Consider the following 11,805-nt stretch of genomic DNA (forward strand, 5'->3'; position numbering starts at 1 on the left):
AGAGCATCTTCCGTAAAATCGTCGCGAGAAACGAGGGAGTCCACTAGCTTTTAGGCATGAATGATTTTCTCTCCCACGAGAGCCTTCGGTGGGGTGCTCGAAAATTTGCAGACACAGCTATGGACGCACACGCAAGGAATGATGGCGAAGTTTTCCTCTTGCACGCTGGCGTAAGTATTGAAAGACTTGCCAAATCGGCTCTTTCGAAACATTCCCCCTTCTTGCTTCTGGAAATGAAGGGGAAGGAAGACTCCCTGCTTCACTTGGCAGGCGTGAAGCAGGCCGCTAAAGTGCGAACCGTTGGAGCTTCACAAGCCGTAGCCAGACTGCGGACAATTGGCGTCCTTCCTGACCGCGATTCAGATCTGGACGAACTGATTGAGTTGCGAAATGGCATTGCTCATCTCGATGCAAGCGTAGATGACTCCTTTGATGGCCTGTCAGTTTTCGTCAAGACCACCAATCATCTACTGGCCCACCTGGGAGTGGAGAAATCCAGCTACTGGGGCACATGGCTTGCGATCGCCGAGATCACCGAGAGCGCGGCGCTCCAGAGGGCAGAACGCGAGGTGGCGCGCGGGATTGAGCGAGCTCGGCACAGGATTAATCAGCGACTCAGCGGGGTTCCTGCAGACGCCATCTCTATTATCTATAAGGATGCGTCATCCACCAAAGAGGGTGTCGGCGGATTTGGCCTACACATGCAATGTGGACTTTACAGTTTTCGTTCGCCGAAGGAATGTCCGGCCTGTCATTGCGAGGGCCGACTAATTGTCAACTTGCCCCTGATTGGAACAGGCCCGGCTGAGGGCTTCCCAGGCAGGTGGTTCTACTGCCCGCTGTGCGCCTTCAGTGCGCATGGCGACGATGAGCTCGCAGCCTTCGGAATCGGAAAAGGGGAGCTGTTTCTATCGCCTCAAGGAGATTCCATTAGCCTAAATGTATCCATGTTTGCCCATTTCATTGAAGGCGGCTTTGTCGAAAAGTCGGAAGTGGATGCAGTAATTTCCCACTTCTCCTCAAGTTCCGAGGAGTAAGAGGAACGGGTCGTCGCCACACGGATCGACAATGTGCCTTAATCGGTCCACGGAAAAATAGCTCCTACGTGCGATTTCATGACGGTCAATGTATCGGGAGTCATGTCGTGAGCAACAGCGAAGTTCGCCTTATCGAGCACGGACTCCACGAACATACAGTTCCCAACGTGAGCTTCTGGGAACTTTGATTCTGTGAGTTCTGATTCCGAAAACCAAACGAACCCTAGTTCTGCGCCCATGAAATACGCTCCGCGGAGATTGGCATGCGTAAAAGATGACTGTTGAAGATTAGATCGAGCAAAGCTAACTCCGGCTAGATTTGCGTTATCGCAGTAAATTAGGCGGAGGTTACATCTACTCAAGTCAATTTGCGGATCGTTGGGATTTACCGCCCGTCGAGCAATGGCATGGAAAGCTGCGCGTGCAGATTCCGGTACGGGGCTTTTCTTGTTCTCGATGTAACCAGTTGACCCTTCGGTTGATGCGGGTGATTTAAGCCTGATAAAGGCGGCAAGGGTCTCAATTGCGACCGAGCGGTCGTACGGAGAATCACGCATAATACGTTCGAGTGCATACGCCTCCCAGTTGACGTGCCTCTTCTTTGTCGGCCAACATCTCTACGGCCTTGGAGAATCTTTCCGCGTATTGGGCAGATCTGCTGAGCTCATGCGTTTGGTGCGTGAAGTAGAGACCGGCTAGTGCAGCAGCACCTATGCCGATCGCCGCCACTGCGGTTCTAAAACCATTTACCGCCGCTCCTGTGCCGGGGGTAATCGACTTCAAGTGACTACCATCAAATACCCAAGGTCCCCAGATTAGTGTCGCTATCCAGATGGTACCTAGAATTGCGATACTTGCAACAAGGAGAGTCTTCCTACGCAGCAAAGCTATTACCCCTCTCGTGAAGTCAATGCTTGGGCGCAATGTACCTGTTGCAGTGGGTCGTTGTGTACGGAACTGAGGTTGGCGGAGCGGCTTTGTATGGGAGCCGCGATGGGGCAAGTGATCGTGGCGCCTTAAGCTTCCGGCGAGTCGGGCAGTCCGTGGATTGCCCGTTAAATCAGGACGTTGGGGCCGTGAGGGGCTCGCCCCAAAGTGGCTGCCCGAAGCCGCAGAGCCGACCGCCCCAGCCGCGTTCGGTGTCGCCCCCGTCAGGCTCGCAGTCGCCGGGCTCAGACAGGAAGCAGGCCGCTGCCGCACAGACGGCGCGTGCCCGCGCCGTGCGCGGGCCTTGATGACAGAGAGAAAGATCTACCGCGCCGTCGGCCCGTAGCCTGCGTCGGCATCACCCGCCAGGACGAGCGGCAACGTCAGCCGGCAGGAGCCGTCCAGTGAACCCTTCGGCACACAGCCGCTCATAGGCAGCCACGATTGCGTCTGGGACATCCTGTTCGACGGCCAGCCCCCAGCCAGGGAACATGAGCACGCGTTGCAGGGCGCCCACGATCATGTCGATCACCATGTGAGCATCCCCGATGGAGTCGGCGTACTTCTCCAAACTCATCGGCGTGGACGCGCACACCACCTCTACGTCGGCCCAGAGCTTCCGCATCATGGCGTACGAGCGCCGCTCCTCATACGGCTTACTCACGAGCAGGACTGCCGAGACCGCGATACCGGCCTCTGACAGGAGCGTTTTCGTGAACTCAATGTTCTCGCCAGTGTTCGTCGCGCGCGGCTCCACGAGTACGGCGGAATCAGGGACCCCGAGCTGCAATGCCCGCTCCCGGTAGTGGACTGCCTCTCCACGCGGCATGCGTGACCGGGTCGTGGGGCTGGTGGCGCCGGTGAACACGATGACCGGCGCCATGCCTTGGCGAAACACCTCCGCGGTCACGTCAGCCACCCCTAGGTCATGGCTGCCCAGACCGACAGCCACCGAACAGGGCCGCGGGTCATGGTGCATGCGGTGGTAGTCCCACAGAAGCCGGGCATCCGCCCATGTCTGCGCCGAGATCATTCCTGGCCCTTCCTGTCTTTTGCCGCCGAGTCCGGAACCTTGAAGTCGTACTCCCAAGCGAAGCGAGACGCCGAATGGACGCCCACTGCGAACTCGACCGCCGTGCCATCTGCGGTGTACGTGGTCCGGTGAAGCTCGACCACGGGCTCACCGGCGGGGAGTTGCAGGAGCTGCACCTCGTCCGCGGTAGGGACTCGGGCGAACAAGGCTTCTCGCATGTGGTCGATCTCGTACCCGGCGTCATAGAGAACCCGGTACCCGCCGCCACGGCCGGCAGGGCCAGGGGTGGGGTCAACGATGCGTGTGCCCTCAACGTGCTCTGGTCTGTAGTAGCTAGTCAGGGTGTGGGTCGGCTGCGTTCCCTCTTTCACGAGGCGGGCGCGCGCGTACACCTCAGAGCCGACTGAGACGCCTAGCCCCTCCGCCACGAGGCTGTTCGCCTCTACACGGCTTACGGTCTGCGTTTGCTCGTCGCGCTTATAGGCCCGTCCCGAAGCAACTCGGTCAGCGATGAACGCCACCTCGTCCCCGTCACGCCACTTCGCCTTGTCGTAGCGGGCGATACCAAGCCGCTTAAGGGGAGTGCGCGGACGCACTACGGTGCCGTGGCCGCGCGTAGACGTCACCAGGCCCTCGGCCTCCAGAGCCTTATAGGCCTGGTGCACGGTGGCCTTCGAGCCTTCTCCTGCGTCGACCAACTCCCTGATCTGGGGCAACTGGGCGCCCGGTGCGTACTCACCGCTCTTGATCTGCTCCGCGAGCCTGTCCGCCAGGTCGCGCCACTTCGGTGCCGACTACACCAAGGGCCGCGCCCCATGGGGTCAGGACCTGCGCGGAGATGCCGCCGCACTCTCCCTCTACCAGCGCCACCTGTTGATCACGGGCCTGTCGAACCAGGGCAAGACCGTGGCCCTGCGCTCCCTGGCCCTGTGGCTCTCGCTCGACAAGTCGGTGCAGTTCCTCATGGGCGACCTCAAGGGCGTCGGGGACTGGGCCATGTTCGATGGCCTGGCCCTCACGCTGATCCAGGGGCCAACCGATGAGCACGTGATCGAGGTGACCGAGATGGTCGAAGGCGCCGTGAGCGAGATGAACCGGCGCCTGATGGCCCCGCCCGGAACCCAGTTCCCCGCCCTGATCGTGCTGGTCGATGAGGCACAGGTCGCATTCATGTGCCCACTCAAGGACGAAGACGGCCGCTACTACGGCGGCTCCAAGGCCACGTCCCGGTACTTCATGGTCGTCCGCAAGATCCACAACCAGGGGCGGGCCGTCAACGTCCTGATGTGGCAGGGCACCCAGGACCCCACCGACCAGAACCTTCCCAAGCTGGTCCGCGAGGGCGCCCACACCCGCGCCTCCCTCGCCCTGGGCACCGAGTCCCAGGCCCGGATGGCGCTCGGAGACAAGGCCGTCGACGGCGGGGCCGCGCCGAACCTGCTCCGTCCCGGACTGGACCAGGGAACGCTGGTCGTCGCGTCGTCCGGCATCGACATCCCCAAGGGACAGTCGTCCATCACCGTGCGCACGCACTACGTCGATGACGACGCGGCCAAAGCCATCACCGACCGCGCGAAGGCACTGCGCGACGGAGTCACCACCCCCACCATCCAGCGGGGCGAGGAGCGTGACCCACTCGCCGACATCGCGAGCGTCCTCGGGGACGCACCGCGGGTGCGGACCAAGGACGTGCTCGCCCGCCTCGCCGCGCTGAACGCGGACGCGTACGGCGGCTGGTCGTTCATCGACCTCAAGCGCGTCCTGGACGACGCCGGCGCGGAGCCGCACAAGTCCGACGGGGTCATGGTCGTCAGCCGTGACCGCGTCCTGCGCTCGCTCACCAACCGCGACACGGACGGTTCCGCTTCCGCTGCCGAGTAGCAGGGAGCCGACCCCGCCCAGGTCAGGGAGGCAGGGAGAACTCCCTGAACCCCTCCCTGACCCGCCTCCCTGCCTCTGAGTTGCACAGATGATCGTTCAGGGAGTCAGGGAGGCCCGCAGGTCAGACCCCCGAAACACCCCTCCACAGCCGCCCCGCAAGGGAGTGGCCACGCCTCCCTGCACCGCATCCCGAAGGGATTCCGCATGCACCCCGAACACCCTGCCCACAGCCGGTACGAGAGCGCCGTGGACGTCCACCGGCCCGCTCCGCTCACGCCCGCCGCCGTGATCCCGGCACCGCTCATTCCGGTGCAGCCGGGCGCCGTTCCGACCGTGGCGAGCGTCGTCCTGCCGGACGGCCGCGTCGTCACCGGCTACACCATCAACCCCATGCAGCCCGAACAGGCCGCGGCCAAGCCGGCCGTCTCCCGCGCCGCGGTGAACGTCGCGCTCGGGGGCGTCGGGTTCCTCGCGGTGTGCGGCGGGCTGCTGCTCCTGACGACGTTCATCGCCGCACTCACCGCCCTCATCACCCAACTGGTCATCCTCGCCACCGTGATCTTCGGCGGATGGATCGCTGTGCACATCTTCAGCGCGAGCCGCCCGAAGGGCGGGACCACGGTCAACATCCACAAAGCTGTGATCAAGCGCAATCACTTCGGCAGCTGAATCAAGAATCGCTTTCAGGGTGGGAATTCCAATGCGCGGCGAGTGTTGGATACCAGCCTGGGTTTGCTCCGACCGCCTGGACGAGTGCGGGACAGCCGCTACGCACCGAAAGAGCGAACTCCCGCCACCCCTCGTACCCCTGAATCGCGGGCGCGAGCGTAGTAGTCATCAGTCCGTAGCCGATTGAGTCGGCAAACATGTTCACCAGTGCCAGCACACGTGCCCGCTGCTCTGGATCATCCGGAATCGGCGCACCGCCATAGAAGTGGTTGTACAGCCAGGGGTGCGTAGCGATGAAGCTGTCTACGGCATGTAGCCGTTCGAGGCTGTTGTATCCCGCTGCCGCCCCCGCGATTCCGTTGTTGATCGCTGTCTGTCGCGTCAGTTCGCGGGTCTGCCATGCCGAAAACAGCAGTGAAGCAATCACGCCGAGAGACGTGATCACACCGAAAAGGTAGGCCATTTCGTTCCCCCAGGTCGAAAGTACCCGGCCACTACCCAGGGTCAGAGATCCAGTAACGAACCGAAGAGCCAACGCCCGAGCGGTCAGACAGACGCGCCATCCGCGACGACCTCGGGCAGCTACGCCAAGGGCGGCCCCCTCTCGCCAAAGAAACCGGGCCGCCCCTGCTCACCAGCACCTCACCAAGGAACTGGAGATATTCAGCATGACGCAACCCACTGACATCCGGCGAGCCCCTGACAGGCCCCCGACGGTCGTCGCCCTGTGCGCCGGCTACGGCGGACTCGAAACGGCCATCCGCGCGGGCATCGGCGGCCGGGTCGCCGCCTACGCGGAGAACGACCCGCACGCGGCGGCGGTGTTCGCCGCGCATCACCCCGGGGTGCCGAACCTCGGGGACATCACCGCCGTCGACTGGCAGCAGGTCCGCGACCTGTACCGGCCGGACGTCGTGGGCGCGGGGTTCCCGTGCCGGAACATCTCGAACGCTGGACGAAGGGACGGAATCCATGGGCAGTGGTCTCGGGTCTGGAAAAACGTCGCTGAGGCTGTGGGCGTCCTTGACCGCGTCTCGTGTTCCTGGAAAACGTGGCGGCGCTCCGCTCGCGGGGGCTGGACGTCGTCGCCCAGGACCTGGCCGCGCACGGGTATGACGTCCGGTGGACATGTCTACGAGCTGGTGACCCCGAAGTCGGCGCCCCGCACCCGCGGGACCGCTGGTTCGCAGTTGCCCATCCCGCTGCTGAAGACCCCCACCTCACAGCTTGGGGTCAACGGCGGCCCGCAGCCCCCGGCCAAGCGCAAGAAGGGCGGGCACGGGCCGACGCTGGAGGACGAAGTGGTCTTCCTGCTGCCCCTGTGGCCCCCGGAAGGGGAGTGAGCCTGCTGCCCACGCCGGCGGCACGGGACTGGAAATCGGGCGCTTCCAACCTGCTCGGCCGCAACGCGCGCCCGCTGAACGAGGTGGTCGTGAACCTGCTGCCCACCCCCACCGCCCGGCGTTACGGCACCAACCGGTCCGCATCCGGGGGTGCGAGCTCGCGGCCCTCGATCGAGTACCTGGTCCGTGATCTGCTGCCCACCCCGAAAGCCTCGGACGGCCCGCACGGGGGACCCAACCAGCGGGATACGAGCGGGCGTTACTACCTGCCCGGCCAGGCCGTCCGCCTCGACGCGCAATGGGTGGCCGGCGACGGCACCGACTACGGCCCCGCCATCCACCGGTGGGAAGCCGTCACCGGACGCCCCGGACCCTGCCCGACCGAATCCGGCACCCGCAGCAACCGCCGCCTCTCCCCGGGCTTCGTGGAATGGCTCATGGGACTCCCGGCCGGCTGGGTCACCGACGTACCCGGCATCCCCCGCAAGGAACAGCTCAAGATCCTCGGCAACGGCGTCGTCCCCCAACAGGCCCACCACGCCTACAGCCTGCTCCTCGGAGCCGGCACACCGGCACGGCTCGAACGGGAGACCGCAGCATGAGCACCCATCTACGGACAGCCCTCGGCCTGGCCGCGACCGGCGTACCGGCACTGCCGCTCAGGGCAGGGAAGACGCCCTTCGGGAACTGCCCCACCTGCGTCGGCAACGCGTGCGGTGGCCGGCCGAACATGAAGACCCCCGGCCCCTGCACCTGCCCGGCGCCCTGCCACGGATGGGCCGCCGCCACCACGGACCCCAACGTCATCGACTCACCCCTCTGGGCACGGGCGTGGCAGGAGGCGGCCGGGGTGGCCTACCACCCCGGCGGCGCCGACCTCACCGTCGTGGATCTCGACAACGTGGAAGCCATCGCGTGGGCCCGCGCGAGCCTGCCCGCCACCTGGATGGTTCCGACGACGCGCGGCGAGCACTGGCTCTACATGGGGCCCATGCAGTCCGCCAACGCCGTACGCCCCGGCGTGGACATCAAGTCTCTTATGCAGTACGCCCGTTGGCTCGGTCTTGGCACCGGCGCCATGGCGCCTCTGCCGGACGCCGTGCGCGCCCTGATCGTGAAGAAGCCGGCCCCGGCCCGCACGGCGGCCGTCACCGTGCCCGCGCCGGTCGGGGGCTGGGCGTGCCCGCACCGCACACCGACCTATCTTGAACGCGGCATCGCCATGGCGGAACAGAGCATCACCGCGGCTTCCAGCGCGGTGCACGCCACCGTCTACCGGACGTTCCTCGCGGTGCTGTCCACGCACGGCCGGTGCGGATGCCTCACCGACGCCCAAGCCGCGCGGCTGTTCACCGCCGCTCAGGCCAAAGGCGAATCGCCCCGGCACTGCACCGACGCGTGGACCAATGCTCTGATCACGTTGGGACTGAGCCATGTCTGAGGACGAGAAGAACCCGGCCCGCAAGGTCATCGCGGACTACGCGCAGGAGCGCTTCCGGTACTTCCGCACCGCGGACGGGACCGTGTACGCGCAGAAGAACGACCACCCCGTCGCCCGCCCGATCCGCTCCCAGGGCACCACGGGCAGCCACCGCCAGGAACTCATGGTCGGCCTGTACAAGGACGGGCACGGCGTGTTCAACGGGTCAGCGATGAAAGAGGCGTTGGACTTGATCGAAGCCCTCGCACTGGACGCGGACACGCACGCCGTGCACATCCGCGTCGCCCCCGGGTTCGACGGGGCGACGTGGCTGGACCTGGGACGCGACGACGGACAGTCCGTCCGCATCCACCCCACCGGATGGGACATCCTCACCCCCGACCCTCGCGAGGTGTGCTGGCGGCGCACACAGCTCACCGGAGAACTTCCCCTGCCGGCGAAGGACACCGACGGGAAGGGTATCGACCTGCTGATGCGGCTGTGCAACTTCGCCAACGCGGAGACCGAGTGCCTGGCCATCGCTTGGCTGATCGGCTGCCTCGGGCCGTCCGTGCCCGTGCCCGCGCCGTTTCTCACCGGACCGCAGGGGGCGGGGAAGTCGACCGGGGGCCGGATGCTCACCCGGATCATCGAGGGGATGAGCGGTGACCTGCGACGGGCGCCGAAGGATGAAGAGAACCTGATCGCGGCCGTGGCGGCGGGATGGATCACCGCGCTCGACAACCTCTCCCACATGACGCCGGATCTCTCCGACGCGATGTGCTGCATCGTCACCGGAGCCGAGAGCGTCAAGCGGGCCCTGTTCACCGACGGGGACGTCTTCCGCGTTGGCTACCGCCGGCCCCTTCTCCTGACCGGTGTCGACGTCGGAGTCATCCGCCCCGACCTCGCGGAACGGCTCCTGCCGCTGCGCTTGGAGCGGCCCCGTGTCCGGCGAACTGAGGCGGAGTTGTGGGCGGACTACGCGGAAGTCCTGCCCGTGGTCCTCGGCTCCCTGCTGGACCTAACGGTCAAGGTCCGCGCGGTGGAGGCGGAGACCCCCACCGATCTGCGGATGGCGGACTTCGCCCACCTGTGCGCGCAGCTCGACGCGGCCACCGGCCTCGGGGCCCTGCCGGCGTACCGGGCGAGTCTGGACGACCTGAACGACGACGTGATCGAGGGGGACCTCCTCGCGCAGACCGTCCTGCGGCATGCCGACACCATCGAGCCGGGCACGGCGCAACGGATGACGTCCACAGACTGGCTGTCCTGCCTCAGCAGCGTCTACAGCGGGGACGAGTGCCGTCCTCTGCCCAAGGGGTGGCCGACCACCGGCAAAGTCCTCTCCGACCGGCTCAAGCGCCTCCAGCCCACGCTGGCGGCCCGGGGTGTCCTCATCGACTCGGGCCGCACCAAGGCGGGCCGCTACCTCGAAATGACCCGCACCGTCGCCCTGACCCTGCCACCGCACGAGCAGACGCAAGCCTTCTGACCCGCGATCCGCACGCCCAAGCCAACAGCAAGAGGAGCACCCGCGACGGGCGTGCTCCTCTTGCAGTTCGGTGGAACGCCGCCCCAAGGTCGCGCCGCGCAGCGGCTCCTTCTTCGCTCTGTAAGGCGCACCCGAGTACTACAGGCAGCCCCTTCTTTGTCCTAAGTAGGAAGACGCTGCGTCACCCGCGTCACCCGCGTCACCCGGCCCGAAAAACGGCCGTTGACCTGCGCGAACTGCGGTGACGCAGCCCCGAACCGGCGCGTCACCCAAAACAGCAGGTCAGAGCCTCAAGTGACGCTGATGACGCGGTGACGCAGAAATCCGAACCTCGGACACGGACACACCGCGAGCAAGCCCCCGAGCACCCCGACTCGATGCCGAGGCCCCCATGAGCCGATCTCGTCCCGCTCAATCCGACGCCCGAAGCACCCTCCGCCGCGGCCTGCCGGACCGGTACCTCACTCCCGACGACATTGCCGAGATGTTCGAGGTGCCCCTCGAAACCGTCTACAAGTGGCGCAGGAAGCGCACCGGGCCGCCCGGCTTCCGCATCGGCAAGCACCTCCGATACGACCCCACCGACGTACACGCCTACGTCACCGAGCGAAAGAGCGCCGACCGGGCAGCCGCCTGACACAACCCGCCACTGCATCGCCTCACCAGGGAGGGCCGCACCCGCGGCCCTCCCTTCCACATGCGTAGAGAGGGACGTTGCCGCATGGCAGGCCACATCCAAGACCGTTGGTACAAGACCGAGACGGCGCCCAACGGTAAGACGATCAGGGAAAAGACCGAGCGATACGGGACGGGCTTGCGCTACCGGGCGCGCTACGTAGCGCCGGATGGGAGTGAACGCAGCAAGTCTTTCCCGGACAAGCAGAAGCGACTTGCGGAGATATGGCTGAGCCAGATCGCGGCTGACATGACCCGTGGTCAGTACGTCGACCCCTCCTCGGGCAAGGTGACGTTCAGGGAGTTTGCCAGTCAGTGGCTGGCGTCCCAGACCACGGACCCTTCCACCATCGTGAACATGGAGTTGAGGTTCCGGCTGCACGCCTTCCCCTACATCGGTTCTCGCTCCATGAGCGCGTTCCAACCCGTCCACATCCGGACGTGGGCAAGGGCCCTTGCCGACTCCGGCATGGCAGCGTCGTATCAGCGGACGGTCTTCGCGAATGTCTCTGCGGTGTTCGCCGCGGCCGTGGACGACGGCCTTCTGATCCGCAACCCTTGCCGCGCGGGTTCCGTACGGGCCCCCAAGCTGGATCGGCGGAAGCTCAAGCCGTGGACGCGTGATCGGGTTGTTGCGGTCCGGGGCGGACTTCCGAGTCAGTACGCGCCGATTGCCGATGTCGGCGCCGGGTGTGGCTTGCGGCAAGGTGAGATCTTCGGGCTCGCTGTCGATGAAGTCGACTTCGTCGGGGGAGCCGTGCACGTCGTGCGACAGGTCAAGCTGATCGGCCCGCAGATGGTGTTCGCCCCGCCCAAGGGCGGCAAATTGCGCGACGTACCTCTGCCCGATGTCGTGTCGGCTGCGCTCGCCACCCACATCACCCGCCGGCCCCCCATCGACGTCACGTTGCCGTGGAAGACCCCGGACGGACCGCCGGTCACGGCCAGGCTGTTGTTCTACTCGCGGGAGCGGAAAGCGCTGAACAGGAACTACTTCAACATGTACCTGTGGAAGCCCGCCCTGATCGCGGCCGGCGTCATCCCGGAACGGGGACCGGGGGAGCGGTTCGAGCCGTCGCGTGAGCACGGCATGCACGCCCTGCGGCACTACTACGCGTCGGTGTTGCTGGACTCCGGAGAGAACATCAAGGCTCTGGCCGAGTACCTCGGTCACTCGGACCCGGGATTCACGCTCCGCACGTACACGCACCTCATGCCGAACAGCCAGGACCGTGCCCGCAGGGCCATCGACGCCGCGTTCGGCGTACAGGGTGCGCACTCCGGTCCCGGCGAAGCCGATGCGCCGGCCTTTAACGGGTGAGCTA

General features: G+C 65.4%; 11 protein-coding genes and 3 pseudogenes. 10 read left to right on the plus strand and 4 right to left on the minus strand.

Going from position 1 to position 11,805, the window contains the following annotated elements; all coding sequences use genetic code 11:
• The first annotated feature begins 56 nt into the window (after window positions 1-56).
• Complete coding sequence (locus OG199_RS29530; protein WP_405832036.1) at window positions 57-1,037, plus strand: hypothetical protein; 981 nt, start codon at window positions 57-59, stop codon at window positions 1,035-1,037.
• Window positions 1,038-1,075: 38 nt separating this feature from the next.
• On the opposite strand, the gene OG199_RS29535 is transcribed toward OG199_RS29530, so the two are convergent.
• The 3 genes from OG199_RS29535 to OG199_RS29545 form a co-directional block, all read right to left on the minus strand.
• Window positions 1,076-1,594 carry a pentapeptide repeat-containing protein gene (locus OG199_RS29535; protein WP_405832038.1) on the minus strand — a complete coding sequence of 173 codons (519 nt, stop codon included), beginning with the start codon at window positions 1,592-1,594 and terminating at the stop codon, window positions 1,076-1,078.
• 728 nt (window positions 1,595-2,322) lie between these two features.
• Complete coding sequence (locus OG199_RS29540) at window positions 2,323-2,997, minus strand: YdcF family protein (RefSeq protein ID WP_356809263.1); 675 nt, start codon at window positions 2,995-2,997, stop codon at window positions 2,323-2,325.
• Window positions 2,994-3,770, minus strand: coding sequence for a GntR family transcriptional regulator (locus tag OG199_RS29545; RefSeq protein WP_405834717.1), 777 nt, complete (start codon window positions 3,768-3,770; stop codon window positions 2,994-2,996). Before OG199_RS29545 ends, OG199_RS29540 begins: the two co-directional genes overlap by 4 nt.
• Before the next feature lie 16 nt (window positions 3,771-3,786).
• On the opposite strand from OG199_RS29545, the pseudogene OG199_RS29550 reads away from it, so the two are divergent.
• Window positions 3,787-4,878 (plus strand): annotated as a pseudogene (locus OG199_RS29550) (FtsK/SpoIIIE domain-containing protein); the annotation flags it as partial.
• A 204-nt stretch (window positions 4,879-5,082) separates the two neighbouring features.
• The gene (locus OG199_RS29555) at window positions 5,083-5,547 is read left to right on the plus strand and encodes a hypothetical protein (RefSeq protein WP_356802093.1); all 465 of its coding nucleotides are present in this window, start codon (window positions 5,083-5,085) and stop codon (window positions 5,545-5,547) included.
• 1 nt (window position 5,548) lies between these two features.
• Here the strand turns inward: OG199_RS29555 and OG199_RS29560 are convergent, their stop codons facing one another.
• Window positions 5,549-5,992, minus strand: coding sequence for a hypothetical protein (locus OG199_RS29560; protein WP_405832040.1), 444 nt, complete (start codon window positions 5,990-5,992; stop codon window positions 5,549-5,551).
• A gap of 223 nt (window positions 5,993-6,215) precedes the next feature.
• Here OG199_RS29560 and OG199_RS29565 point away from each other — a divergent pair.
• The 7 genes and pseudogenes from OG199_RS29565 to OG199_RS29595 all read left to right on the plus strand — a co-directional run.
• A pseudogene (locus tag OG199_RS29565) lies at window positions 6,216-6,500 on the plus strand (DNA cytosine methyltransferase); the annotation flags it as partial.
• Window positions 6,501-6,598: 98 nt separating this feature from the next.
• A pseudogene (locus tag OG199_RS29570) lies at window positions 6,599-6,706 on the plus strand (DNA cytosine methyltransferase); the annotation flags it as partial.
• Window positions 6,707-6,886: 180 nt separating this feature from the next.
• Window positions 6,887-7,492: a hypothetical protein gene (locus OG199_RS29575; protein WP_405834860.1), complete on the plus strand. Its 606-nt coding sequence runs from the start codon at window positions 6,887-6,889 to the stop codon at window positions 7,490-7,492.
• Window positions 7,489-8,331 (plus strand): bifunctional DNA primase/polymerase, encoded by an 843-nt coding sequence (locus OG199_RS29580; RefSeq protein ID WP_356802090.1) that lies wholly within the window; start codon window positions 7,489-7,491, stop codon window positions 8,329-8,331. The genes OG199_RS29575 and OG199_RS29580 overlap by 4 nt, the downstream gene beginning before the upstream one ends.
• Entirely contained in the window at window positions 8,324-9,805 is a 1,482-nt protein-coding gene (locus OG199_RS29585) for an ATP-binding protein (protein WP_356802089.1), read from the plus strand. The genes OG199_RS29580 and OG199_RS29585 overlap by 8 nt, the downstream gene beginning before the upstream one ends.
• 391 nt (window positions 9,806-10,196) lie before the next feature.
• Window positions 10,197-10,442 carry a helix-turn-helix domain-containing protein gene (locus OG199_RS29590; protein WP_356802088.1) on the plus strand — a complete coding sequence of 82 codons (246 nt, stop codon included), beginning with the start codon at window positions 10,197-10,199 and terminating at the stop codon, window positions 10,440-10,442.
• 84 nt (window positions 10,443-10,526) lie between these two features.
• Entirely contained in the window at window positions 10,527-11,801 is a 1,275-nt protein-coding gene (locus OG199_RS29595) for a site-specific integrase (protein ID WP_356802086.1), read from the plus strand.
• The last annotated feature ends 4 nt before the right edge of the window (window positions 11,802-11,805 follow it).

Origin of the sequence: Streptomyces sp. NBC_01176, from assembly GCF_045039825.1 — a bacterium.
GTDB lineage: Bacteria > Actinomycetota > Actinomycetes > Streptomycetales > Streptomycetaceae > Streptomyces.

Coding starts and splice junctions, on each gene's coding strand:
- OG199_RS29540 (WP_356809263.1), bottom strand. CDS start 2,997: ATGATCTCGGCGCAGACATGGGCGGATGCCCGGCTTCTGTGGGACTAC.
- OG199_RS29555 (WP_356802093.1), top strand. CDS start 5,083: ATGCACCCCGAACACCCTGCCCACAGCCGGTACGAGAGCGCCGTGGAC.
- OG199_RS29580 (WP_356802090.1), top strand. CDS start 7,489: ATGAGCACCCATCTACGGACAGCCCTCGGCCTGGCCGCGACCGGCGTA.
- OG199_RS29590 (WP_356802088.1), top strand. CDS start 10,197: ATGAGCCGATCTCGTCCCGCTCAATCCGACGCCCGAAGCACCCTCCGC.
- OG199_RS29595 (WP_356802086.1), top strand. CDS start 10,527: ATGGCAGGCCACATCCAAGACCGTTGGTACAAGACCGAGACGGCGCCC.
- OG199_RS29585 (WP_356802089.1), top strand. CDS start 8,324: ATGTCTGAGGACGAGAAGAACCCGGCCCGCAAGGTCATCGCGGACTAC.
- OG199_RS29530 (WP_405832036.1), top strand. CDS start 57: ATGAATGATTTTCTCTCCCACGAGAGCCTTCGGTGGGGTGCTCGAAAA.
- OG199_RS29535 (WP_405832038.1), bottom strand. CDS start 1,594: ATGCGTGATTCTCCGTACGACCGCTCGGTCGCAATTGAGACCCTTGCC.